A 25,169-nucleotide genomic window follows, 5' to 3' on the forward strand; every position below is an offset into this window, starting at 1 on the left:
TTTTATTTGTTGGAATTGATCTTATAATTACAATTTCAAGAATTTCTAGCAATAATGACTTCGCTTCTACAATAATTTTGCGGTATTTTAATCTACTTTTAACTTTAGTTACCTTTATTTCATTCTTCATAACAACAAAACATTCATTGTCAATAATTAAGATTTACATAATTTTTAAACAAATAGTATTTCCAATTTTTATGATAGTTTATGGTTTAAAAGAATTCTTGTTTTATGGCTATAATAGATATAGAATTGAAACTTATTTTGAATTTAGTCTTAGTTTATTAATTGGATTTGTGATTTACTATTTCTTTAAAAAATACAGAGTAGAAAACATTGAATACGGAGAAAAACAGAAAATGGAAACATAAATTAAATAAGCAACCGAACGCCTAAAATCTAATACAAAGGATTTGGACAATTGGCTTAATTTAATCCCAAACCACTTGTAGCAATAGAACGTTGTGCCTAATACTAAAAATTAAACTATGAAAGATTCAAATATCTTAGATATCCCTAAACTTCATTTTGAAATCGATGCAAAATCGAAAGAAATCGGCTTCACTATGCCTTCAGATTTGTTGATTGGGACATTATTGAAGACACTTATTACTTCCAAACCAAAATCAAAAATATTGGAACTTGGAACTGGAATTGGTCTTTCACTTTCTTGGATGATTGACGGAATGGATTCTGAATCTAAATTAGTTACTATTGACAATGACCCAAAACTAACTGATATAGCTCAAAGTTATTTTGGAACTGATGAAAGAGTTGAAATTATTTGTGCGGACGGAAGTGAATGGATTAAAAACTACAATAGTGAAAAATTTGATTTAGTATTTGCAGACGCTTGGCCAGGAAAATATAGTGAAATAGATGAAATTCTGGAATTGGTAAAAGTCGGAGGTTTTTATATTATTGATGATATGTTGACACAACCAAATTGGCCTGAAGGACATCAAGAAAATGTCAATAAACTAATCGAATATTTGGAAAACAGAATGGATTTCAACTTAACAAAGATGAATTGGTCAACAGGTATTGTAATTGCGACAAAAAAGTACTAGGCACAACAGCATTCCAACAGCTATTACAACGCATTTGAGCAATTGGCTTAATGGAAAGGGATGATTTTGCAAATCCGAAAATAGGGCATAATTTAGTACCAAACCAGCTGTAGTACCGGAACATTAGTTGCAATACCCAGAAATCCAATATAGTATTATGAACATAAAATTATTTTTTCTGTTAGTTATTATTGAATCGCTTTGTGTGGTTGGTGGATTTTTTGGACTTATTTTATTTTTCTTTCTTTATTTTGGTTCAGGTGCTGGAGCAAGTTCTGACAAAGCTATATTAACTGAAAATGTGTCGTTTGTAATCCTATTTTTATTGCCATTGCTCTTTGGGATTTTTAAATACAGAGCTTTAACAGAAAAATTAAAAGCTAAAAGTTATTTATACTCAGGTTTGCTCGTGACAATAGTTAGCGGAATATATTTCGATCTGAATATGTAACAGCACTACTACCAACACCTACTACAACGGATTTGGGCAATAGGCTTAATGGAAAGTTGGTTGTGTATTTGGGATGATTTGTAAAATCCGAAAAAAGTGATTAATTTAATCTCAAATCCAACAATCATAATTCTATCAAAAAAAGGAAATATTTAATTTTATTAATTTAAAAAAGAATACAATGGCAAATAAAGTTACACTTCACAGAGTTTTTACTGCAAGTCCTGAAAAAGTTTATAAAGCTTTCACAGATGCTGACGCTATGGCGTCCTGGTTACCACCTTATGGTTTTGTTTGCAAAGTACATAGTATGGATGTGCAAATTGGAGGTAAATACAAAATGTCGTTTACAAACTTCACTACGGGTAATAGTCATTCATTTGGTGGTGAATATTTAGAAATTATCCCTAATGAACTATTAAAATATACTGACGAGTTTGACGATCCAAATTTGCCCGGACAAATGATTACAAAAATAGAATTACGAAAAGTATTGTGTGGCACAGAACTTTTTGCTACACAAGAAGGAATACCTGATGTAATACCCACTGAAATGTGTTATTTAGGTTGGCAAGAATCGTTAGACAAACTAAAACGTTTGGTAGAACCGAATATTCCAGATAGTGCAGATTTGTAATCCGTACCCACAACAGTGAAGCAATCAAATACTTTGTAGAGTTACTTGATGAGATTTCTCCTTCGTCGAAATGACAAGTTTGCGGTTATATTTTTAGTATCATTAAATTATGCTTTCTAAACTTCTAACCTCTAACCTCTAACTTCTAACTTCTAACCTCTAACCTCTAACCTCCAACCTCTAAAGCCGCTTCGCTTCTTCCCAAAAAACATCCATTTCAGCCAAGGACATATCCATTAAGGATTTGCCTAATTCTCCCGCTTTGCTTTCTAAATATTGGAATCTTTTAATGAACTTTTTATTGGTTCGTTCAAGGGCATCTTCAGGATTTACATTCAGGAAACGGGCATAATTGATCATCGAAAACAACACATCACCAAATTCGGCTTCTATTTCGTCCTGATTTCCTAATTTCACCTCCTCTTGCAGTTCTTGTAATTCTTCCTGCACCTTGTCCCAAACCTGATGTGATTCTTCCCAATCAAAACCAACACCTTTTACCTTATCCTGAATTCTACTGGCTTTTACTAAGGCTGGCAAACTTTTAGGAACGCCTTCCAGAACTGATTTTTTGCCTTCCTTGAGTTTTAGTTTTTCCCAGTTTTGCTTGACTTCTTCTTCATCTTTTACCACAGTATCGCTGTAAATATGAGGGTGACGATGAATGAGTTTTTCGCATATTTCGTTGCACACATCGGCAATATCAAAATCATTGGTTTCACTGCCTATTTTGGCATAAAAAACAATATGCAACAACAAATCGCCCAACTCTTTTTTGACTTCATTCAAATCATTATCTAAGATGGCATCACCTAATTCATAGGTTTCTTCTATTGTAAGATGTCTCAGCGTTTGTAAGGTTTGCTTTTTATCCCAAGGACATTTTTCACGCAAATCGTCCATGATATCTAATAATCGTTCAAAAGTCTGTAACTGGGTTTGTCTTGTATTCATTGCATTTTGTTTTGGGTAAAAATAAGAAATCCTGTGTTCTAATTAGTTTAGAACACAGGATTTTTATAAAAATCAGAAAGGATTTATTCTGCTATTTTTTTAGCTTTTTTTGGTTTTTCAACTGGAGCTTCTGTTTCTGTAACCGCCGCTTCTACTACTTCTTCCGCTGCAGTTTCTTCAACAATTAAACCTTTAGCTTGCAAAGTATTGTACCAGTTTAAAATTTTCTTAATATCCGAAGCATATACTCTTTCTTCATCATAAGTTGGTAAAACTTCTTTAAAATAAGCAGTTAAGGCTGCATTGTCTTCTTTGTGCGAAATAGCAGCTCCGTTATTTTCTTTTTCAGCGATACTGCTCATTACTTCTTTCAATGGCTTTTCACCATCATAAGTGTAAACTGAAATCTCAGATAACAAACTCACATTACTTTTTAAATTAACTGTGATTTTTTTTCCATCTGCCAATGATTCTGCTACAAAACCAGTACGTGTTTGTACTTTTAAAACATATAAACCTGGTTTACCAGAAATCGCTAATATTTTTTCTAAATTCATGCTTTTTAAATTATTATTAAGAATTCATTTTATTTTTTAATGTTTTGGTATTCTTCAAAAACAATACCAAAAAAAGGTTTTTCAGGACTCTTATCTTCCTTTTTTACCAAAGAATCGCATTCTGTATTCTTGGAATGTTTTTCCTTCCATGATGTTTTTCAGTTTCCCTTTGATTAATCGCTTTTTCAAAGACGAAATTTTATCGGTAAACAAAATACCTTCAATATGATCGTATTCGTGCTGAATCACTCGTGCAATCAATCCGTCGAAAACTTCTGTTTTCATCACAAAATCTTCTTCGCAATATTCGATAGTAATTTTTTCTTTACGATAAACGTCTTCGCGAACATCAGGAATACTCAAACAACCTTCGTTAAAAGCCCAATCATCTCCTTCCTCCTTAATGATTTTAGCATTAATAAAAGTACGTTTGAATCCTTTTAACTGTTTTTGTTGATCGGCTGCTAAATCTTCGTCGTCACTAAAAGGAGAAGCATCTACTATAAATAAACGAATTGCTATTCCTACTTGTGGCGCTGCCAGTCCTACTCCAGATGCGTTATACATTGTTTCGTACATATTGGCAATTGTTTCTTTCAAATCAGGATATTCGGCTGTTATTTCCACTCCTATTTTTCTCAAAACCGGATCGCCATATCCTACAATTGGTAAAATCATTGTTGTTGTATTAAATATTATTAACCTCAAATAAAGGTTCTACATCCTGAATTAGGATTGCCAAAAATAGTAAAAATTTAGACAAAGCTTAAACGGAAAACCGAGAAATAGTATTTTTAAATGAAATACTAAAAACACTTTCATTTATTCGTATAGATAAATCGCACAATTCATACCTTTGTGTATAATCCTAAATTTATGACCTCTAAAATTCAGAAATTTATTGCTGGTACTGATTTCAGTAATGCTTTAAAAATTACTATTGCAGCTGTTTCTCCCGTACTATTGTTTTCTTACTTAGATAATTTCCATATAGGTTTCACCATTGCTTTAGGGGCTTTCTTTACTTTCCCGAGTGATATTCCCAGTAATTTAAAACATAAAATTAAGGGACTACTGGTTACTTCATTGATTATAGCCGGAGTAAATTTGATTATTAATCTTTGTTATCCTTATCCGTGGTTGTTTTATCCAATACTTATTGCATTGATTTTTTGTGTCTCGATGATTTTAGTGTATGGACAACGAGCTACCATGGTTTCTTTTTCGGCTTTATTATCGCTTTCACTGGCTTTTGCCCACTTAAATTCGGGTTGGGAAATGCTGCACTATTCCGGACTTTTATTTGCCGGAGGGCTATTCTACACCCTTATTTCTGTTATTTTTTCCCACATAAAACCCAATCATTATGTCGAATTACAAATGGCAGAATGTATCCGACTAACTTCAAAATACCTGAAACTCCGTGGTGATCTTTGGGAATTAAATTCGAACAGAAAAGCAATTACCAAAAAACAACTGCATTTTCAGGTAGAACTGAACACAATTCACGAAAATATTAGAGAAGTTTTAATTACCAATAGAACCAAATCAGGTGCTTCAGGGCAAAACCAAAAATTACTGTTGAGTTTTATCACATTGGTAGAAATAATGGAATTGGCCATCTCGACTTCTTTCGATCATAATAAATTGCATCAAAAATTTGATGTCTATCCAAAAGCCTTAGAGACTTATCAAAATCTAGCCTACAACTTGGCTAAAAGTTTAAAATTACTATCGAAAAGTATCATAGAAAGAAAACCTTATGAATCCGAACATAATTTAATTGAAGATTTACATCAATTTGAAATTACAATTAGTAATTACAAAAAAGAATTAAAAGCTGATTCCTCTTCCGAAGAGGTATTAATGCTTATTACCATGTTGCATTATGCCGAAAAACAGGTCGAAAAAATTAAAACTTTAGAGCGGGCATATACTGTCAATATTAACTCCGGAGATTTAAAAGGAAGAGATAAAGATATTGAGAAGTTCATCAAACCACAGTATTATCCGTTGAGTACTTTTGTTGAAAATTTCAGCTTTTCATCTACGGTTTTCAGGCATTCGCTTAGAATAACAATCACTATTTTGTTAGGGTACATGATTGGGAAAGTCCTTCCTTTAGAAAACGTCTATTGGATCATTCTTACCATAGTGGTAATTATGAAACAAGGATTTGGACTTACAAATGAGCGCACCTATCATCGTATTTTTGGGACTTTAGCTGGTGGTATTATTGCTTTCGGAATCTTATCTGTGATTCATGATTCCTACATTATTAGTACTCTCGCCATTATTGCCATGCTTTTAGGTTTTTCGTTCAACCCTACTAATTATAAAATTGGCGCTACTTTTATTACCATTTATGTTATCTTAATTTACGGCGTTTTATCTCCTGACAATGGAAATGTGATTGAATATCGAATTTTAGACACCTTTGTAGGTGCTGTTTTATGCTTGCTTGCTAATTATTTTTTATGGCCTTCATGGGAGTTTTTAAGCCTGCCGGTTTATATACAAGATGCTATAGAAGCTAACCGAAATTATTTGAAGCAAATCTCTGTTTTGTATAATCAAAAAGGGGACGTTCCTACCGAATATCGATTAGCCCGAAAACAGGCTTTTATCGAAATTGGGAATTTAATGGCTTCGTTTCAGCGCATGTTGCAAGAACCAAAATCGAAACAGAGTAAACTTCCTCAGCTATACAAACTAACGGTATTGAATCATTCCTTATTGTCTTCTATTGCTTCGTTAGGCACTTATATTCAATCGCACAAAACAACCGAAGCATCTAAAGCTTTTAATGTGGTAGTAGACAAAGTCATTGAGAATTTAGAATTTGCCATGAACACATTAAGCAATCCTGATTCAAAAATAGCAGCATCTAACGAAGATTTAAATCAAAGGCTTACTGAATTGAAAAACATTCGGGCTAGAGAATTAAAACAAATAAAACTAATCGACGAAGAGGAGTACCAAATCAAGATGCAGGAAGCACAATTAGTTATTGAACAGTTAATTTGGCTGACTAGTTTATCTGAAAACATTGTAAAAACAACGCAGCTATTAATGGCTGTAAAAAAAGAATCCCATTAGCCGCGGCTAATGGGATTCTCGTTTTATAAATCGGAGCAAATAGCTATTATTTTAATTTTAAAACTTCAGCTGTATTTTCTCTTACTTCTTTTAACAATTCTGGATTTTTATTTAATTTTTGTCCGTAAGAAGGAATCATTACTTTAAATTTTTCCTGCCATTCCGGAGTTTTCATTTCCTCTTTATAACATCTTCCTATTACATCAATCATAATAGAAACTGCCGTTGAAGCTCCTGGTGACGCTCCTAACAATACTGATAAAGTTCCATCAGCCGAAGTAATTACCTCTGTACCGAATTCTAATTTACCACCTTCTTTTTCGTCTTTTTTAATTACCTGAACTCTTTGTCCTGCACGTTCTATAACCCAATCCTTAGATCTGGCACCAGGTACATATTCTCTTAAAGCTTTAATTCTATCAGCAGGAGATTGTCTTACTTGCTCAATTAAATATTTAGTTAACGGAATATTTTTAACTCCCGCCATAACCATTGGTACAATATTATCTAGTTGTATTGATTTTGGTAAATCTGAATATTTACCATTTTTCAGAAAACGAGTAGAAAACCCTGCAAAAGGTCCAAACAATAATTGCTTCTCACCATTAATCATTCTGGAATCAATATGAGGAACAGACATTGGTGGTGCACCCACACTTGCTTTTCCATACACTTTTGATTCGTGTTGGGCAATTACTTCCGGATTAGTACATCTTAGCCATTGTCCACTTACCGGGAAACCTCCAAAACCTTTTCCTTCAGGAATATCGGCTTTTTCCAATAATGGTAATGAACCTCCACCTGCACCAATAAATACAAATTTAGTATAAGCTTTTCTTTTTTCTCCAGTACCTAAATCAATAACTTTTATTCTCCAGGATTTATCCTCACGTTGTCTTAACTTTCTAACCTCATGATTAAAATACATATTGACCCCCTCCATTTTAGTCAGGTAACCAAACATATTACGAGTCAATTCTCCAAAATTCACATCGGTACCAATAGCCATTGAAGTACCTGCTACTTTTTCTGATTCTTTTCTACCTTCCATTACCAGAGGCATCCATTTTTTTAATTCTGCAAAATCAGTACTATATATCATTTCTTCAAAAAGCGGATTGGCTTGTAAAGCTTCGAATCGTTTTTTAAGATAATCTACATTTTTATTTCCCCATACAAAACTGATATGTGGAATTCTTTTTATAAAATTTTCTGGAGCTGATACCTTTTCCTGTTGCACTAAATAAGCCCAGAATTGACGAGAAACCTCAAAAGACTCCGCTATACTGATGGCTTTTTTAGGATCAATACTTCCATCACTCCCTTCTGGTGTATAATTCAATTCACAAAAAGCAGAATGACCTGTACCTGCATTATTCCAAGCATCAGAACTCTCAGCAGCTGCGCTATCTAATCTTTCAAAAATATCGATGGTTAAATCTGGTTGTAATTCTTTTAGAATTAAGCCTAAAGTGGCACTCATAATTCCAGCTCCAATAAGAACTACATCACTATTTGAACGTATGGTTGTATCAGACATAAGTATTTTTTTATAAAGTGCAAAGTTACTTTATTATTTTGATAATTAAAAGACCATTTAGAGGGTAAAAAGTTACATTTATCACTACGTTTAATCGTTTTAACAAAGAATTATTAAAACATTTTGCGGGATAAGTAGTCTTGTAGCATAATTGTAGCCGAAATTTCGTCAATCAACGCTTTATTTTGGCGTTGCTTTTTCTTTAACCCACTATCAATCATGGTTTGGAAAGCCATTTTAGAAGTAAAACGCTCGTCTACACGAAGCACTTTCATATCAGGAAAATGATTGGTAAAATGTGTTACAAATCCTTTAATGATGGAAGCACTTTCAGAAGGTTGCCCGTTCATTTGTTTGGGTTCGCCAATAAGCACCAACTCTACTTTTTCTTTCGAAAAATAATCTTTTAAAAAAGCTATTGCTGTTGAACTGGGAATGGTAGTCAATCCCGAAGCAATGATTTGCATTTCGTCAGTTACAGCAATTCCTGTACGTTTTTGACCATAATCTATGGAGAGAATTCTTGGCATTTTATAAAGAGTTTTTATGTTTTATGAAACCAAATACTAAAACTATTTCTTGTTCTATATCGATATAATATACAATAGTATAACCTTTAAAAACATAATCTCGAATGTTTTCATCATTATAGTATCTGGATTTCTTAAAATGAAGTGGATTTTTTAAATCTTTCTTGATATTTCTCAATAAATCAGATTTAAACTTTCTAGCTGCAACTGGCTTATCTTTTGAGATATAATAAATCTGGTTATTAAGTTCAAACAAAAAATCTTCCTGAAGCTTAATTTTCATACTTAGATATAGTTTCTTCTAGAATTGCGTCAACTTCTTCAATAGTATAAAATTTGGCTGTTCCGTTTTTTATCTTAGCCAAAGCAACATCTAATTTTTTTTTATTTGCATCGAAATCAGGATCTTCTTGAACTATTTTTAATTCATCCGAAGAAAACGAACTTAATAATTCTAAAATCTTCTCTTTAATCTCTGATTTAAATTCCAATCTAATCGCTTCCATATCAGTTTCATTTACAATACAAATATAAGCTTTTTCAAACTATTTTTTATTGAATAATTCTTTACTAATAAAAAAATTACTTCAATTTTCCAACTCTCAACAACAACGGAAAAACTACTTTTTTATCATTTTCTTCCCAAGAAATTTTTAATTCATTCCGAATCAAATCTATAGGATTTTGACCATTTTTAGAAATATAATGCTGAACTGAAGACCAAGTTTCGAGATAACCTATCAATTGCTCAAAAGACCAACTGAATTGACTCTGAAACTTTTTCACAGGATTTTCTTCAAACGGAAACGGAATTGTCAGGTAATTTTCGTCTAAATATTTTCGTTCAGCATCCCAATAAGATCCTACTATATTATAATAAAAATGGTTTAAAATTTTATCCGAATCGGCATTCGTTGAAAACAATCCGTATCCAATAACAGCAAAAATACCCGATGGTTTTAATATTCGATAAACCTCTTTATAAAAAGAATCAAAATCAAACCAATGAACCGCCTGCGCTACCGTTATCAAATCGAATTCTCGATCTTTGAAAAAAGTATTTTCTGCCGATGCCACCTTATAAATAATATTATCGGCTACATAAGCATTATCCAATTGATTCTGACTGATATCGATTCCGTAAACCTTCTCAAAAAAAGCTGATAACTTATACGCCACCTGACCATTTCCTGTAGCCACATCAAGCGCTTTCGATTTGTTTTCGACAAAAGAAACAATATAACGAATCAATTCATCCGGATATTGCGGACGAAACTTTGAATATCCTGAAGCTTGTTTTGAAAAATTATCTTTCATAAGAGTTCTTATTATTTAAAGATACAAATGCTTTTCCTGTTTGAAATATATTAAATTAATTTGACTTTTGGTTTTTGCTTTAAAAACATATCTTTGTCAAAAAATATTCAAAAATGAGCGCATTACAAACAATTATAGAACAAGCTTGGGAAAACAGAGCTTTGTTGCAAGAAGAAACAACTACTAACGCGATTAGAGAAGTAATCGAATTATTAGATTCAGGAAAATTACGTGTTGCTGAACCAAAAGGGGACGGATGGCAAGTAAACGAATGGGTTAAGAAAGCAGTAGTGATGTACTTCCCTATTCAAAAAATGGAAACTATTGAAGCAGGTGTTTTTGAATACCATGACAAAATGGAATTAAAAAGAGACTATGCTGAAAAAGGAGTTCGTGTAGTTCCTGGAGCTTCTGCTCGTTACGGTTCTTTCATCTCTAGTGGAGTAATCATGATGCCAAGTTATGTAAATATTGGTGCTTATGTTGATGCTGGAACTATGGTAGATACTTGGGCAACTGTAGGTAGTTGTGCTCAAATTGGAAAAGACGTTCACTTAAGTGGTGGTGTTGGAATTGGTGGAGTTTTAGAGCCATTACAAGCTGCTCCGGTAATTATTGAAGACGGTGCTTTTGTAGGTTCTCGTTGTATTGTAGTAGAAGGAGTTCATGTAGGTAAGGAAGCTGTTCTTGGTGCAAATGTATGTTTGACTGCTTCTACTAAAATCATCGATGTTACTGGAGATACTCCGGTAGAAATGAAAGGTTTTGTTCCAGCTCGTTCAGTAGTAATTCCTGGAAGTTATACTAAAAAATTCCCTGGAGGAGAATACCAAGTGCCTTGTGCTTTAATCATTGGTACTCGTAAACCATCTACCGATTTGAAAACCTCATTAAACAATGCGTTAAGAGAATATGATGTAGCGGTATAAATTCCGAATTTTCAATATTTTAAATTCCAAATTCCAATTGTTGTAACGATTGAAATTTGGAATTTTTTATTTCATTAATTTCAGTTTTCGCTTCAAATATTTCTTTCGGGTAATTTTTCCTTTGAAAGCCTTTGTCTTTTCGAGTAAAATTTGATGCAGTTTCACTTCTGATTCTCCGCTTAATGCTGCATATTTTTTCGCAATCACTTTGACCATCGTTTTCGAAAGCCACATTTTTTTGAAATTATCCATTCTTGCTTCGATTGATAACGTTTCAAATTTCATCCGATTCAAATCAATCAAATAAAAATCAAATTGCCCCTCGCCTTTTTTAACAATCAAGGTGTTTCCTGGCGAATGATCTAAGAAATTCACACGGGCTTCATGCATCTTATAGGTAAAAGCAGCAAACTGTTCCAAAATAACATTTCGCTCTGGAAACAATGGATCGTGAATTAATTCTCGAATGGTAAAATCATAGTCTATTTGCTGACAGATGTAATAACTATCCTGAAGTAAACCAAAACTATTTTTTTGTTCGATATACGCAATTGGAAAAGGGGTTGCTATTCCGTTTTCTAAAAGGTAATTGGCATAATCAAAAGAGCGCTTGGCTTTCGTACTTCTAAAAAAAGAATAAATAATCGATTTAAAAAGTCCCGGTTTTTGAAAAAACTTAATATTAACTTTTTCAGTCCCTAGAAAATTAGATTTAATAGTGTTTCTCGCGCCTTGAACAATCAAATCGCCACTATCAAAAAAGACATCAATCAGCTGAGGAATAAGAACTTCTTTTTCTTTGTATTGTGGATGAACAGTGATTTGCACGATATTGGATATTATTTTTGGTTTAAAAGTATAAAAAATAGTACTTTGCGGCAAGAAATAGTTTTATGAAAAAAGTCCTGATCATACAAAATAAACGAATTGGAGATGTTTTAATCAGCTCCGTAATAGCTAACAACTACAAGGCTAAACACCCTGATAGTGAAATACACTTTATGGCGTATGATTTCACACACGGAGTACTTCAAAACAATCCCAATATTGATAAAATTATTTCTATCAATGACAAGGAACTAAAAAAACTTCCTGTCTTATTTAAACTCATTCGAACGGTCAAAAAAGAGAAATACGACATTATCTTTGACCCTTACTCCAAAACACAGAGTAAACTGATTTGTAAATTTTCAGGAGCCAAGCAGACTATTGGTCACAAAAGCCGAAAAAAACTAGGAAATTGGGGCTATTACACTCATCCAATTGCAATATCCAAAGAAAAGACTAAGATTTGCGGTAAAGCCATTGAAGACCGAATCCATTTGTTGCAACAAGCCGAAACATTTTCAAATATTGATTATGAACCCAAATTATTTTTATCCGATGAGGAAAAATCCGAAAATCAATTAGGCAAGTATACTGATAAAAAAGTAATTGTTTTTGGTATATTAGGAAGTACTCCTCAAAAATCGATGCCGTATGATTATGTGGCTGAAATAGTTGATTTTATAGCTAATCAATACGATGCCTACATTCTATTCAATTATGCACCACATCAAAAAGCCGAAGCTGAAAAAATATATGCACTTTGCAAAAACAAAGCCAATATTATTTTAGACATTTATGCACCAAGCATTCGGGATTTTATTAAAGTAATGAACCAATGTACTGTTTTAGTTTCCAATGAAGGAGGAAGCGTACATATAGCCAAAGCCTTAAACAAACCTACTTTTACCATTTTCTCTCCTTACGTCAATAAAGACCATTGGGCTAGTTTTGAAGATGGAAAATTCCATCATTCGGTACACTTACTGGAAATGAAACCCAATTTATTTGATAGTTTTACTTTTGAAGAGTGCAAAAGAATTGAAAAAAATCCAGATGAATTATACAAACAATTAACTCCTGAAATGATTATCCCCGAATTAGATACTTTCCTGAAAAACAATTTATAACAAAAAAGCATTCGTTGCGGCGAATGCTTTTTTACTTATTTTACGATTCCAAAATCAGTCCATCTTTTCTTTTGTAATTTAGTTTCTTTTCGAATGTTTATATTCTTGTTTATTGACTCAGGCGTAGCATAACCTCTTGGATGATCCAAATGCAAACAAATAGTACTGTATCTTATTTGTTTTGGTTTTATACCATAATTCACCAATCGTTCACCTAATTCCCTATCCTGTCCGCCATATTGCATACGCTCATCAAAACCATTGATAGCCAAAATATCTTTTTTCCAGCCGGAAGCATTATGTCCGTTCCAACTTGGAGTTGTTGGTGTCAAAAAGTTTAGGATTGAAGTTTTTAAACCAGTCGCATTTATTTTATTATTCCTGAAAGAAGCTTTCATTCCGTTTTTCTTTAACCAGGAAACATCAAAGCATTTCATGGAGTAAATATCATCTTCTGTAATATTTTGGGATAATTGCATTGGCAACTTATGATAGCCTCCTGAAAGAAAACAACCTTCTTCTCTAAATTTAATATGCTGTTCAACAAAATCCGGGCGAGGAATACAATCACCATCAGACATCATTATATAATCAGTCGTACAAGCTAAAACAGCTTTATTCAAAATCTGAGATTTTTGAAAACCATTGTCTTCATGCCAAACGTGAATAATAGGATAAAAAACTTCTTTTTTCAATTCATCAATTAAATCGAAAGTCTCCTGACGTGAACCATCATCGGCAATGACCATTTCAAAATTGCGATAGGTTTGAGTATTATAACCCCAAATGACTTTTTTAAGCCATTCGACAGAATTATAAGTACTTACAATTACAGATATTTTCATTTTCTTTTTTTTAGCGATTTGGGGATTGCTTTTATTAATGTTGTTGTTTGTTCTAACCATAGATTAGACCCTAAAAGTTTAAAAAAGTTTAAATCTTTTTAAATCTTTTTCCATGATTTCTTAACTCACAAAGGATTTTTTATTTTTTGCAAAAATAAGACTCTATTTTTGGTTTCAAACCAATACAACGTTAAAAAAAAAAGAGAAAAACAACTAGTTTCCATTTAACATCAAACGTTTTTTATATTTTTTTTAAGAGATTTTATGAATATTTTTTAAAAACGCAACTCTTACAAGTACAATATGTATAATCTATTTTAGAAGGATGTTAAAATTATGTTATCAAAAAAGAATCAAAATAGGATTTATTTTTGCAATCCAAATTCAGTTCTAATCTTGCCTAAGGTTTTAGTTTCTTTACGGATTTGTTGGTTCTTAATAATCATTTCAGGTTTAACATATCCGCGAGGATGATCCAAATGCAAGCAGATAGCAGCATAACGTATTTGCTTGGGCTTGATACCATAATTAACCAATCTTTCCCCAAATTCCCTATCTTCACCTCCATATTGCATACGTTCATCAAAACCATTTACCGCTATAAAATCAGCTTTCCACCCGGATGCGTTATGACCATTCCAGCTTGGCTTTGTTGGTGTAATATTATTTAAAACCCAACTTTTAAATCCATATTCGCAGATTTTATTGTTTTTAAAAGAAAAAGACATTCCATTTTTTTTTAACCATTTAAGATCAAAACAATTACCTGAATAAATATCGTTTTCCGATATTTTTTTCGAAATGGAATCCGTTAATTTATAATAACCACCTGAGAGAAAAAAACCCAATTTACGATTTCTGATATGATGTTCTACAAAATCTGCACGAGGAATACAGTCGCCATCGGTCATCAAAATATAATCTGCCGATGTCTCTAAAACTGCTTTATTAAGAATAATTGTTTTTTGAAAACCATTATCCGGATGCCAAACATGATGTATGCTATAAAAAACTTTTTGTTTCATTTTATCAATCAAATCAAAAGTATCTTTAGAAGAACCATCGTCAGCAATAACAACCTCAAAATCCCTATAGGTTTGAGTGTTATAGCCAAGTAGAACTTTTTTTAATAATTCAGGCGAATTATAAGTACTGATAATAATTGAAATATTTTTTTGCATAATCTCCCAAAAGTAATCAAAATTACTAATTTTGCGACATTTAACACTAAAAAAAAATGACTAAACTTACCGCCATAATCCCTACATACAATGAAATTGATTATATTGAAGATGCTATAAAATCAATTGAATTTGCTGATGAAATTATTGTAATCGATTCTTTTAGTACTGATGGTACTAAAGAAAAAGCGGTTGAATTAGGATGTAAAGTTTTAGATAGAAAATTTGACAACTTTTCCAATCAAAAAAACCATGCAATCTCCTTTGCAACAGGTGATTGGATTTTATTTTTGGATGCAGACGAAAGAATTTCAAAAAAACTGCAAATTGAAATTCAAGAAGCTATTAGCAGCTCCAAATACAATTCCTACAAACTAAGATTTCCTCATTTTTACATGAATCGTTTTTTATATCATTCGGAAAGCAAGGTGCTCCGATTAGTCAAAAATAACGGCGTCTATTTTGAAGGAGCTGTTCACGAAAAATTAAAAACTACTGGAAAAACAGGGATTTTGGACAATTTTGTAATCCACTACACCTACAAAGGCTTACTTCATTACATAAACAAGAAGGATTCTTATGCGTGGTTTCAAGCCCAAATGTCATTAGAAAAAAACAAAAAAGCGAACCTTTTTTTATTAATCTTCAAGCCTTTTTATCGTTTCTTCCATTCCTACATTCTCAAAAGAGGTTTTCTGGATGGTATTCCCGGTCTTGCCGTAGCAACTATTAATGCTTATGGTGTTTTTTCCAGATATGCTAAAATGATTTTAATTGAAAAAGGATTAAAATAATTTCAATTTTCCAAAACGAAGTTTGAGTTTAAACTTTAACAGACCATCTTCTCCTTTAATGTCAATTCGCTGAATTTCATACGGATTTTTAAAAGGAAATTTATTGATTCTGTTACCTATTCTCAATCCTGCTTTTACATTGTTTTGTCGTAAAACAGTAGTAAACATCGATTTACCAGGTTCTTTTTTAGGATAATTCCCATAAGGATACGCTAAAGCATTATAAACTTTCAGATCATTTTGCTCAATAATTTCAAAACATTTAGAAAAATCAGCATTGATTTCAGTTTCAGTTAAAGTAGCATATCTTTTATGTGCAAAAGAATGCAGTCCTAACTCTACTCTATTATCTAAAGCTTTCAATTGTTCAATAGACATAATTTTCTCTTTTCCAGAATTCCATGAATCTACATTTCCAATATAGCCAAACGGAATAAAAAAAGTAGCTTTCAAATTGTATTTTTGAAGTAAAGGAACCGCATAATCCAACTGATTCACAGTAACATCATCAAAAGTAATCACCACACTTTTAGGATTTATTGAGGCTCTATGCTCAAATTCTGAAAAATGGTATGTAGTATATTCTTTGTCGTGCAAATAGCGAAACTGTTCTTCTAAAGTATTGCAAAAAACAGTAAGTCCGTTACTATCCTTATCATCAGAAACATTATGGTACATCAATATAGGTAAACGTGTCATTTCACTAATCTAAGTTAAAAATTATGAATGTAAATTTATTACATTTGCCCTGAAATATCTAAAAATAGAAACCAAATAATTTGAAACCAAAAATAACAGCCTTAGCCATTACTTTCAACGAAGAAGAAAATGTAAAACGTTATGTTCAAAGTTTGTCTTTTGCCGATGAAATTATTTTTATCGATTCTTTTAGTTCTGATAAAACAGTAGAAATTGCCAAAGAATCTGGAGTTATTGTTTTTCAAAGAGCGTTTGATAATTTTGCTAATCAAAAGAATTTTGCAATCGAGCAAGCAAAAAATGACTGGATTGTTTTTTTTGATTTAGACGAAGTTATTTCACCAGAGCTAACCAGCGAAATTCTTAAAAACCTTGATTCTCCAGATGATTTTACAGCATATTCCGTTAAACGAAATTTATATTTTTTTGGAAAACAGATAAAATTTGGAGGCTGGCAGTCAGACAAAGTGATTCGAATTTTCAATAAGAAATTTTGCAAATACGACGAAAACTTTGTCCTTGGCAACCGATTAATCAGTAGTAAAACAAAACTATTAAAAGAAAAAATTAATCATCTTAGCTACAAAAGTTTTGACAGCTATAATACCAAACTCAGTTTTTACGGTAAATTAGAAGCTGAACACCTTTACAGCAAAAACCAAAAACCCAACTTCTATCATTTTATCATAAAACCTAATTTTTACTTTTTCAAAAAACATCTATTTAGTTTAGGCTTTTTAGACGGAAAAGAAGGATTTATATTGGCTTACATCCATGCCTTTTCAGTATTAAAAAAATACCTACACTTATGGATGAAGTATCGAAAAATTGAATAACACAACAGATACAAAGAAAACGCAGCTATTTTTATTGTTCAAATATTTAATATTACTTTGCAGCTCATTTAACACTTCTAAAACATGAATATTCTTAATATTACAACAATGACCGAATGGAGAGGTGGAGATGCTCAAATGTATACTGGTTTTAAACTTTTAGAAGAATACAAGGATTTAAATCAAATTATATTGTGTCCCGACACTTCTGTATTAGCAAAAAAATGCATAGAGGACAATTCAAAACATTATACTTATTCTAAGACTTCTGGAATTTTTAGTCTTATAAAGCCTATTATTCGAATTTGTAGAAAAGAAAAAGTTGATTTAATTCATGTACATGATTCAAATTCATTAACGGCAACTTTATTAGCCTCCATATTCCTGCCATCAAAAACAAAAATTGTCTTAAGCAGAAAAAGAAATAATAAAATCAAAGACAAATTTTTAAATAGATATAAATATTCACATCCGAAAATAACAAAAATAATATCTGTTTCTAAAGCAGTAGAGGCTATCTTTGACAATATTATAAAAGACAAAAGTAAATTGGTGACTATTTATGATGCCATAGATGTTTCTTTTTTCTCAAAAAACAGAAGTAACGAATTGATTCATACGGAATTTTCATTACCCAAAGAGACAATTATTATTGGTAATGTTGCTGCTTTAACTTCTCAAAAAGACATTTTTACCTTTATCGACACTGCCAGAGAAATAATGGACAAAAAACCTGTGAATCTATCCCTGAAATTTGTTGTTATTGGTGACGGATCTCAAAGAGCTGAGCTCGAAAAGCACGCTTCCATAAGAAATCTGGAAGATGATATTATTTTTATGGGGTTCAGAAACAACATACAGGAACTGCTGCCAGAATTTGATATTTTTCTCCTAACATCCTTAACTGAAGGACTGCCACTAACCATTTATGAAGCTTTTGCTACAAAAATCCCGGTCGTAGCTACAAATGCTGGAGGAATTGCAGAAGTAATAGAAAATGGTCAAACAGGATTTGTAACTAATTTAAAAGATACTGAGAACCTTGCAAAAGGCGTATTAAAAATTTTAAATGACAAACAACTTGCTGAAACCATAAAAGCGAATGCCTTTGAATTGGTTTCAAAAAACCATGATTTAAACGTAATGAAGCAAAATTATTACTCTTTTTATTCATCTTTAAAATAATTATTACATCAATGAAATATGATTATTTAATAGTTGGTGCAGGACTATTTGGTGCCGTTTTTGCCCATGAAGCAACAAAAGCAGGAAAAAAATGTTTGGTATTAGATAAAAGAAAACATACTGGAGGAAATGTTTATTGTGAAAATATTGAAGGAATCAATGTTCATAAATATGGTGCTCACATTTTTCATACTAATGATAAAAATTTATGGGATTATGTGAATCAATTTGTCGAATTTAATCATTATGTAAATTCTCCACTGGCTTATTCTAAAGGCAATCTTTACAATTTGCCTTTTAACATGAATACTTTCTACCAACTTTGGAAAACCAAAACTCCCAAAGAAGCCAAAGAAAAAATCGATGAACAGATTGCTATTTATGGTGTAGAAAACCCTAAAAATCTGGAAGAGCAAGCATTAAGTCTTGTTGGGAAAGATATTTATGAAAATTTCATTAAAGAATATACTGAAAAACAATGGGGGCGAAAAGCTACAGAGTTACCCGCTTTTATTATAAAAAGACTTCCTGTCCGATTTACATTTGACAATAATTATTTTAATGATAAATACCAAGGAATACCTATTGGCGGATACAACAAACTAATTGATGGTTTATTAAAAGGCATAGAGGTTAAGGTTGATGTTGATTATTTTTCAGACAGAAAAAACTTTGAAAAACTATCTGAAAAAACAGTTTTCACAGGAAAAATAGATGAATATTTTGATTATAAATTAGGCGTTTTAGAATACAGGTCGCTAAATTTTGAAAATGAAATTTTAGAAACCGATAATTTTCAAGGAAATGCTGTTGTTAATTATAATGATGCCTCTTATGATTTTACAAGAATTATTGAGCATAAACATTTTGAATTTGGTAAACAAAACAAAACTGTAATCACAAAAGAATACCCTCAGGAATGGGACACCACTAAAGAAGCTTTTTATCCTATAAATGATGCTAAAAACCAAGCATTATTTGAAGAATATAAAAAATTATCGTTACAGGAAGACAATGTAATATTTGGAGGAAGGCTTTCGGAATATAAATATTATGACATGCACCAAGTAATCGCTTCTGCGTTGACTGCAGTAAAAAAAGAAATAGTATAATTTATGAAAATATTTAATATTACACACAAACCTATTCCTTATCTGACTAATGATTTATATCAAGCTTTTCAGGTAAATAGTAATGTGAATCCAATTATTTTTGATGGTATTTTACAGGACAACACTCTTGACAATATTTCCTCAAAAAATGATAATTTTTGTGAACTGACTGCTTGTTATTGGTTATGGAAAAACCTTGATAACATTGACTATATTGGTCTTTGTCATTATAGAAGATATTTTAATTTTTTTTCAAATAAATTAAGCTTTAAGCCTTCTACCCAAAAAAGGATTAGTAAAGCCAAATTAGATAAACACAAAATATCCACAATAACAGTTGAGGAACAAATAAATAAAATCAAAGCTGATTTAAAAACATTTGATCTTATTTTACCCAAACCTCTAAAAATGAAAGTTTCGATTTCAAAAGACTATATTTTGAATCACAGAGAAAGTGATTGGATTAAAGTAAAAGAAATCATTATATCCAAATATCCAGATTTCGAAAAAAGTATAACTGATTATCTCGACAATAATAATCAGTTTTATCAATGCAATATGATGATTACTTCAAAAAACATATGGGATGATTATCATAAATGGCTTTTTGATATCCTCTTTGAATTAGAAAAAAACATTAAAATTCCAGAAGATAATTTTCAGAGAAGAGTTTTTGGTTTTTTATCAGAGCGTTTATTTAACTTATACATTCTTCATCATAAATTTAAAATTAAAGAATATCCTCTTTTATTTATTAATGACTAATTATAGTCCTCTTTTTTCCGAATAATAAATTAAAAAAACACAACGCTCAAACCTCAATGAGAATAAGTATAAGAGATCTGAGGTCATCCTAGAAATCAAATTTTTCTTTATTGGATAAAAAGAAACAGACAGAGTTATTACTTTTTGATAAACATCACTCCTCAAATCTTTTAATATCCCATTTTTTAATTAGATCATACAAACAATTGAAATAAAATTGAAAAGGGTTTTTCAATAAAAAAGTACTCAAAACAAATACTCTCATCCATATCAGCGTACTTGATGCACCATTGGTTTCTCTATTGTATTGGGGATTAGATTGTTTAACGTCACACTTTCTTTTAAGCCAAAGGCGCTTGAAAAAATACTAAATTACATTCAGTAGAATTTAGACAATGGAAAAAATATCTTTTTTTTATCAGAATACACCCCTTAAAAACCGTAAAAAAGAAGTGAATTGCCCCCATTAAATATCTAAAAGGAGTAAGCTTTTACATTACTTAGATTGCTAATTTAGGACTATGGAAAGATGATTTTGATAAGATTGTAAAAAATCGTTATGCTGAATTACAATTTGCACTACTTATTACTCTTTCCTTGATGTTTCCATCTTTTATGAGTCCATAAATAATATTCTGGAGCTTCTACTATTTGACTTTCTACCTTTTTTAGAAACAAATCTGTTAATTGATAATCAGGAACGTTTTTTACATCTTCTGAAAGAATTTCAATTTCGGCTTCATAAAAACCTCTCTTTACTTTTGTAACTCTTAGATAGATTACATTCATATCAAATCTTTTAGAAAGCATTTCAGCTCCTGTAAAAACAGGCACTTCGACACCCATAAATTGCCCTAAATGTCTCTTACCCCTAGCTCTTGGTGATTGATCGCTAATAAAACCATAAAGCCCTTTATTTTTTCTAATCTCATTGTGCTCAATAACTGCAACACTCTCTCTGGTATGAATTAATCTGGTTTTAAAATTAGAACGTATTTTACGTATTAGATTATCAAAATATCGATTACTCAAACGCTTATAGATAGCAAATGCTTCAAAACTAATTTTAGTATTCATCAAAATTGCCCATTCATAACTGGCATAATGTGCCATCATCATGGCAATACTTTTACCTTTCTTTTCTAAATCTAAATAGACATCTAGGTTTTTAAACACAAAGCGTTCTTCCATCTCTTTCTGAGAAATAGACATGGTTTTCATCATTTCTATAAACATATCACACATATGTTTATAAAATTTGATTTCGATTTCTTTGCGCTTAGCATCAGTATAATCAGGGAATGCCAACAACAAATTATCACGAACCACTTCCTTACGATATCCAAAAACATAATATACTAATACAAAAACAATATCAGACAAAACATATAGCAGTCTAAAAGGTAAAAGCGAAATTAATATCAATAAGGGATACGCTAATAAATAAACAAGAAATTGCATTGGTAAAATTTTGTTCAAAAATACAAATTTTATTTTCTACTAAAACAGAAAACAAATTTCAAAAACCGAATTCTAATGAATACCTTTGCTTACATTTATTTTTTTATGCAAGAAATCAACAACGAAGTACACAAAGCTTACGAAATTATCAAAGAAGGAGGCATTATTCTTTACCCTACTGATACAGTTTGGGGAATAGGTTGTGATGCCACAAATCCAGAAGCCGTTGCTAAAATTTTCAAACTCAAACAAAGAGCCGAAACCCAAAGCATGATTGTTTTGATGAATGGCGAAAAAATGATGTACAATGTCTTCAAGGAAATCCCTGAAGTTGCTTGGCAAATTCTAGACTTATCCGAAAACCCAACGACCTTGGTTTTAGACCAACCTAGAAACGTAGCTTCTAACTTAATTGCTGCCGATAACACTCTAGCCATGAGACTTGTTAAAGAGCCTTTTTGCTATAAATTATTAGAACGAATGAAAAAACCATTGGTTTCTACTTCGGCAAATATCTCAGGACAAGCTACACCAAAAAGTTTCAAAGAAATCAGCCCTGAGATTATAAAAGGTGTTGACTATGTTGTAAATTTGCATCACGATAAAATTGCGGGAAAACCTTCGACAATTATCAAATTAACGAATGATTCTCAAGTTAAAATAATACGGAAGTAAATTCCAAAAAAACAAATTCCAAATCCCAAAAGCGTTTTGGAATTTGGAATTTTTCAATTGAAAATTTTGATGAACTACAAATCAGCCTTACATAATCCTATTTTTAAATTTATCTCTCAAGCTTCAAAAGAGCTTCAAGTTGACAGCTACGTTATTGGTGGTTTCGTTAGAGATTTAATTTTAGGACGTGATTTCAAAAAAGACATTGATATCGTCGCCGTGGGCAGCGGAATCGAATTAGCCTTAAAAGTATCCGAATTACTTCCAAGAAAGCCTAAAGTTCAGGTATTCAAAACTTATGGAACAGCCATGCTTCGTTTTGAAGATACCGAAATCGAATTTGTGGGTGCCAGAAAAGAGTCTTACACTCACGATAGCAGAAATCCTATTGTAGAGAATGGCACACTGGAAGACGACCAAAACCGACGCGACTTTACCATCAACGCACTAGCATTATCTTTAAACGAATCTGATTTTGGAGACTTATTAGATCCTTTTGACGGACTTAAAGACATTGATAACAAAATATTAAAAACACCATTGGATCCGGACATCACTTACTCTGACGATCCTTTGCGAATGATGCGTGCTATCCGATTTGCAACCCAATTAAATTTTGAAATCGAAGAACATTCGCTACAATCCATATCCAAAAATGCCGAACGCATTAAAATTATTTCCGGAGAACGAATTGTAGATGAATTGAATAAAATCCTTTCTACTCGCAAACCATCAATTGGCTTTTTACACCTATACAAAACAGGTCTTTTAGAAACTTTATTACCTGAATTGACGGCTTTAAACCAAGTGGAAGAAATTGAAGGTCAAACACATAAAAACAATTTCTACCATACGCTTGAAGTTGTGGACAATATCTGTCCTAACACAGATGATGTTTGGTTACGCTGGGCCGCTTTATTACACGACATTGGAAAAGCACCTACCAAACGTTTCAACAAAAAACAAGGCTGGACTTTTCACGGACATGAATTTCTGGGTGGAAAAATGGTAAAAAAGCTATTTGAACGCCTACACATGCCCTTGAATCAAAAAATGAAATTTGTTCAAAAAATGGTTATCATGAGTTCGCGCCCAATTGTGCTTTCTCAGGACATCGTTACTGATTCGGCTGTGCGTCGTTTGGTTTTTGATGCCGGTGAAGATGTCGAAAATTTAATGACCCTTTGCGAAGCCGATATTACAACTAAAAACCCTACAAAATTCAAAAAATACCATAAAAACTTTGAAATTGTACGCCAGAAAATAGTCGAAGTCGAAGAAAAAGACTCTGTTCGTAATTTCCAACCACCAATTTCTGGTGAAGAAATCATGGAAATCTTTGATTTAAAACCATCCCGTGAAATCGGTGTTTTAAAAGAAGCGGTGAAAGAAGCAATCTTAGAAGGTGAAATCCCAAACGAATACGAAGCAGCCTATCAATTTGTTTTAAAACGTGCGGAGAAATTAGGATTAAAAAAAAAATAATCATCATATAAATACAAAGTGAATTACAAAATCACATAAGCTTTGAAACTTTGAATCTCATGAAAACAAACAAATCCGTTATTATCTGGCTACTTTCAGGCTGCGTATTAATTTTTATAATGGTAGTTGTTGGTGGAATCACCAGACTGACTAATTCCGGTTTATCCATGACCGACTGGCATCTTATCACCGATACACTCCCTCCTCTTACTGAAGCCAAATGGCAGGAAGCTTTCAACCAATACAAACAATTTCCAGAATATAAATTAATAAACGTCCATAACGATTTTACACTTTCTGATTATAAATTCATTTATTTCTGGGAATGGTTTCACCGTTTTATAGGTCGTGCTATCGGAATGGTATTTATTATTCCTTTTATCTATTTCTTAATTCGAAAAAAACTCGATAATAGCACTATTAAAAAATGTGTTATTCTTTTAGGATTGGGTGGGTTACAAGGATTTTTTGGCTGGTTTATGGTAAAAAGCGGATTAATAGACAATCCTGATGTAAGCCATTTTAGACTGGCGCTACACCTTACTACTGCTTTTATCACCTTTGCGTATACGTTTTGGGTAGCCTTAGATTTAATTTATCCTATAAAAAGGAATGTAGAAAAATCACTTCGCACTATTGCCCGATACGCCTTATTTTTTCTGTTATTACAAATTATCTATGGTGGTTTTGTTGCCGGATTAAATGCTGGTTTAATTCACAATCATTGGCCTTTAATGAGTGATGGGCAATTTATACATGACAGTGTGTTTTTAGAACAAGACAGTCTTCTTTTAAGTTTTACCGAAGGCAAAAGTGGTGTCCAATTTGTTCACAGGACTTTAGCTTATGTAGTGGTAGCCTTTATACTCTTTTTATATTTTAAAAGTAAAAGCTTCAATTTAGATTACAATCAGAAAAAAGGAATCCAAACATTAGTTTTTCTTGTCTTTGTTCAATTTGCCTTGGGCGTTTTCACGCTACTTTATGGAGTTCCGTTATGGCTTGGACTAATTCACCAAATTAACGCTTTTTTCCTTTTATCGGCTATGACTTATAGCTTACATCGATTGTCTAAATAGTATATTTTGC

The 25,169-nt window shown here is 31.9% G+C and carries 27 protein-coding genes; 14 read left to right on the top strand and 13 right to left on the bottom strand.

The features are described 5' to 3' along the window. The first annotated feature begins 491 nt into the window (after window positions 1-491). The 3 genes from GTZ96_RS08265 to GTZ96_RS08275 all read left to right on the top strand — a co-directional run bounded on the left by GTZ96_RS08265 (window position 492) and on the right by GTZ96_RS08275 (window position 2,161). Window positions 492-1,073, top strand: coding sequence for an O-methyltransferase (locus GTZ96_RS08265; RefSeq protein ID WP_161642805.1), 582 nt, complete (start codon window positions 492-494; stop codon window positions 1,071-1,073). A 157-nt stretch (window positions 1,074-1,230) separates the two neighbouring features. Further along, complete coding sequence (locus tag GTZ96_RS08270; protein WP_161642807.1) at window positions 1,231-1,524, top strand: hypothetical protein; 294 nt, start codon at window positions 1,231-1,233, stop codon at window positions 1,522-1,524. 181 nt (window positions 1,525-1,705) lie between these two features. Then, a complete protein-coding gene (locus tag GTZ96_RS08275; protein ID WP_161642809.1) occupies window positions 1,706-2,161 on the top strand; it encodes an SRPBCC family protein in 456 nt (151 codons plus the stop codon). A 180-nt stretch (window positions 2,162-2,341) separates the two neighbouring features. Here the strand turns inward: GTZ96_RS08275 and mazG are convergent, their stop codons facing one another. The 3 genes from mazG to def form a co-directional block, all read right to left on the bottom strand. Next, window positions 2,342-3,115 carry a nucleoside triphosphate pyrophosphohydrolase gene (mazG, locus tag GTZ96_RS08280; RefSeq protein ID WP_161642811.1) on the bottom strand — a complete coding sequence of 258 codons (774 nt, stop codon included), beginning with the start codon at window positions 3,113-3,115 and terminating at the stop codon, window positions 2,342-2,344. Window positions 3,116-3,198: 83 nt separating this feature from the next. After that, window positions 3,199-3,672 (bottom strand): DUF5606 family protein, encoded by a 474-nt coding sequence (locus GTZ96_RS08285; RefSeq protein WP_161642813.1) that lies wholly within the window; start codon window positions 3,670-3,672, stop codon window positions 3,199-3,201. Window positions 3,673-3,762: 90 nt separating this feature from the next. Continuing rightward, window positions 3,763-4,350 (bottom strand): peptide deformylase, encoded by a 588-nt coding sequence (gene def / locus GTZ96_RS08290; RefSeq protein ID WP_161642815.1) that lies wholly within the window; start codon window positions 4,348-4,350, stop codon window positions 3,763-3,765. 198 nt (window positions 4,351-4,548) lie between these two features. On the opposite strand from def, the gene GTZ96_RS08295 reads away from it, so the two are divergent. Beyond that, window positions 4,549-6,771 carry an FUSC family protein gene (locus GTZ96_RS08295; protein WP_161642817.1) on the top strand — a complete coding sequence of 741 codons (2,223 nt, stop codon included), beginning with the start codon at window positions 4,549-4,551 and terminating at the stop codon, window positions 6,769-6,771. 46 nt (window positions 6,772-6,817) lie between these two features. Here the strand turns inward: GTZ96_RS08295 and GTZ96_RS08300 are convergent, their stop codons facing one another. The 5 genes from GTZ96_RS08300 to GTZ96_RS08320 all read right to left on the bottom strand — a co-directional run bounded on the left by GTZ96_RS08300 (window position 6,818) and on the right by GTZ96_RS08320 (window position 10,158). Then, window positions 6,818-8,311 carry a malate:quinone oxidoreductase gene (locus GTZ96_RS08300; protein ID WP_161642819.1) on the bottom strand — a complete coding sequence of 498 codons (1,494 nt, stop codon included), beginning with the start codon at window positions 8,309-8,311 and terminating at the stop codon, window positions 6,818-6,820. Window positions 8,312-8,424: 113 nt separating this feature from the next. Next, window positions 8,425-8,841: a Holliday junction resolvase RuvX gene (gene ruvX, locus GTZ96_RS08305; protein ID WP_161642821.1), complete on the bottom strand. Its 417-nt coding sequence runs from the start codon at window positions 8,839-8,841 to the stop codon at window positions 8,425-8,427. Between the two features lies 1 nt (window position 8,842). Next, entirely contained in the window at window positions 8,843-9,124 is a 282-nt protein-coding gene (locus tag GTZ96_RS08310; RefSeq protein ID WP_161642823.1) for a type II toxin-antitoxin system RelE/ParE family toxin, read from the bottom strand. Beyond that, window positions 9,114-9,347 (bottom strand): hypothetical protein, encoded by a 234-nt coding sequence (locus GTZ96_RS08315; protein WP_161642825.1) that lies wholly within the window; start codon window positions 9,345-9,347, stop codon window positions 9,114-9,116. Before GTZ96_RS08315 ends, GTZ96_RS08310 begins: the two co-directional genes overlap by 11 nt. A gap of 76 nt (window positions 9,348-9,423) precedes the next feature. Next, the gene (locus GTZ96_RS08320) at window positions 9,424-10,158 is read right to left on the bottom strand and encodes a class I SAM-dependent methyltransferase (RefSeq protein ID WP_161642827.1); all 735 of its coding nucleotides are present in this window, start codon (window positions 10,156-10,158) and stop codon (window positions 9,424-9,426) included. A 113-nt stretch (window positions 10,159-10,271) separates the two neighbouring features. Between GTZ96_RS08320 and GTZ96_RS08325 the strand changes: the two genes are divergently transcribed. Beyond that, window positions 10,272-11,087: a 2,3,4,5-tetrahydropyridine-2,6-dicarboxylate N-succinyltransferase gene (locus tag GTZ96_RS08325; RefSeq protein WP_161642829.1), complete on the top strand. Its 816-nt coding sequence runs from the start codon at window positions 10,272-10,274 to the stop codon at window positions 11,085-11,087. Between the two features lie 66 nt (window positions 11,088-11,153). Here the strand turns inward: GTZ96_RS08325 and GTZ96_RS08330 are convergent, their stop codons facing one another. Continuing rightward, complete coding sequence (locus GTZ96_RS08330) at window positions 11,154-11,915, bottom strand: lipopolysaccharide kinase InaA family protein (protein WP_161642916.1); 762 nt, start codon at window positions 11,913-11,915, stop codon at window positions 11,154-11,156. A gap of 65 nt (window positions 11,916-11,980) precedes the next feature. Here GTZ96_RS08330 and GTZ96_RS08335 point away from each other — a divergent pair, with 65 nt between their 5' ends. Further along, window positions 11,981-13,042 carry a glycosyltransferase family 9 protein gene (locus GTZ96_RS08335; RefSeq protein WP_161642831.1) on the top strand — a complete coding sequence of 354 codons (1,062 nt, stop codon included), beginning with the start codon at window positions 11,981-11,983 and terminating at the stop codon, window positions 13,040-13,042. A gap of 35 nt (window positions 13,043-13,077) precedes the next feature. Here GTZ96_RS08335 and GTZ96_RS08340 read toward each other — a convergent pair whose 3' ends face one another. Continuing rightward, a complete protein-coding gene (locus tag GTZ96_RS08340) occupies window positions 13,078-13,887 on the bottom strand; it encodes a glycosyltransferase family 2 protein (protein WP_161642918.1) in 810 nt (269 codons plus the stop codon). A 365-nt stretch (window positions 13,888-14,252) separates the two neighbouring features. After that, window positions 14,253-15,068: a glycosyltransferase family 2 protein gene (locus GTZ96_RS08345; RefSeq protein ID WP_161642833.1), complete on the bottom strand. Its 816-nt coding sequence runs from the start codon at window positions 15,066-15,068 to the stop codon at window positions 14,253-14,255. A gap of 56 nt (window positions 15,069-15,124) precedes the next feature. Between GTZ96_RS08345 and GTZ96_RS08350 the strand changes: the two genes are divergently transcribed. Beyond that, a complete protein-coding gene (locus GTZ96_RS08350) occupies window positions 15,125-15,862 on the top strand; it encodes a glycosyltransferase family 2 protein (protein ID WP_161642835.1) in 738 nt (245 codons plus the stop codon). Here GTZ96_RS08350 and GTZ96_RS08355 read toward each other — a convergent pair. Beyond that, window positions 15,854-16,561, bottom strand: coding sequence for a polysaccharide deacetylase family protein (locus GTZ96_RS08355; RefSeq protein ID WP_161642837.1), 708 nt, complete (start codon window positions 16,559-16,561; stop codon window positions 15,854-15,856). The two genes, GTZ96_RS08350 and GTZ96_RS08355, sit on opposite strands and share 9 nt — an antisense overlap. An 80-nt stretch (window positions 16,562-16,641) precedes the next feature. Here GTZ96_RS08355 and GTZ96_RS08360 point away from each other — a divergent pair, with 80 nt between their 5' ends. The 4 genes from GTZ96_RS08360 to GTZ96_RS08375 all read left to right on the top strand — a co-directional run bounded on the left by GTZ96_RS08360 (window position 16,642) and on the right by GTZ96_RS08375 (window position 20,459). Then, the gene (locus tag GTZ96_RS08360; protein ID WP_161642839.1) at window positions 16,642-17,397 is read left to right on the top strand and encodes a glycosyltransferase family 2 protein; all 756 of its coding nucleotides are present in this window, start codon (window positions 16,642-16,644) and stop codon (window positions 17,395-17,397) included. Window positions 17,398-17,481: 84 nt separating this feature from the next. Next, complete coding sequence (locus tag GTZ96_RS08365; protein WP_161642841.1) at window positions 17,482-18,582, top strand: glycosyltransferase family 4 protein; 1,101 nt, start codon at window positions 17,482-17,484, stop codon at window positions 18,580-18,582. Window positions 18,583-18,593: 11 nt separating this feature from the next. After that, window positions 18,594-19,694, top strand: coding sequence for a UDP-galactopyranose mutase (gene glf / locus GTZ96_RS08370; RefSeq protein WP_161642843.1), 1,101 nt, complete (start codon window positions 18,594-18,596; stop codon window positions 19,692-19,694). Between the two features lie 3 nt (window positions 19,695-19,697). Further along, complete coding sequence (locus GTZ96_RS08375; RefSeq protein WP_161642845.1) at window positions 19,698-20,459, top strand: DUF4422 domain-containing protein; 762 nt, start codon at window positions 19,698-19,700, stop codon at window positions 20,457-20,459. Window positions 20,460-21,038: 579 nt separating this feature from the next. Here GTZ96_RS08375 and GTZ96_RS08380 read toward each other — a convergent pair. Next, on the bottom strand, window positions 21,039-21,938 hold the full coding sequence (locus tag GTZ96_RS08380) for a lysophospholipid acyltransferase family protein (protein ID WP_317168889.1): 900 nt from the start codon (window positions 21,936-21,938) through the stop codon (window positions 21,039-21,041). An 87-nt stretch (window positions 21,939-22,025) separates the two neighbouring features. Here GTZ96_RS08380 and GTZ96_RS08385 point away from each other — a divergent pair, with 87 nt between their 5' ends. The 3 genes from GTZ96_RS08385 (at window position 22,026) to GTZ96_RS08395 (ending at window position 25,159) form a co-directional block, all read left to right on the top strand. Next, the gene (locus GTZ96_RS08385) at window positions 22,026-22,595 is read left to right on the top strand and encodes an L-threonylcarbamoyladenylate synthase (RefSeq protein WP_161642922.1); all 570 of its coding nucleotides are present in this window, start codon (window positions 22,026-22,028) and stop codon (window positions 22,593-22,595) included. A gap of 69 nt (window positions 22,596-22,664) precedes the next feature. After that, window positions 22,665-24,080, top strand: a complete 1,416-nt coding sequence (locus GTZ96_RS08390; protein WP_161642847.1) for a CCA tRNA nucleotidyltransferase — start codon at window positions 22,665-22,667, stop codon at window positions 24,078-24,080. 59 nt (window positions 24,081-24,139) lie between these two features. Continuing rightward, complete coding sequence (locus tag GTZ96_RS08395) at window positions 24,140-25,159, top strand: COX15/CtaA family protein (protein ID WP_161642849.1); 1,020 nt, start codon at window positions 24,140-24,142, stop codon at window positions 25,157-25,159. Window positions 25,160-25,169 lie beyond the last annotated feature (10 nt).

This window comes from Flavobacterium undicola, from assembly GCF_009909155.2.
GTDB lineage: Bacteria > Bacteroidota > Bacteroidia > Flavobacteriales > Flavobacteriaceae > Flavobacterium > Flavobacterium undicola.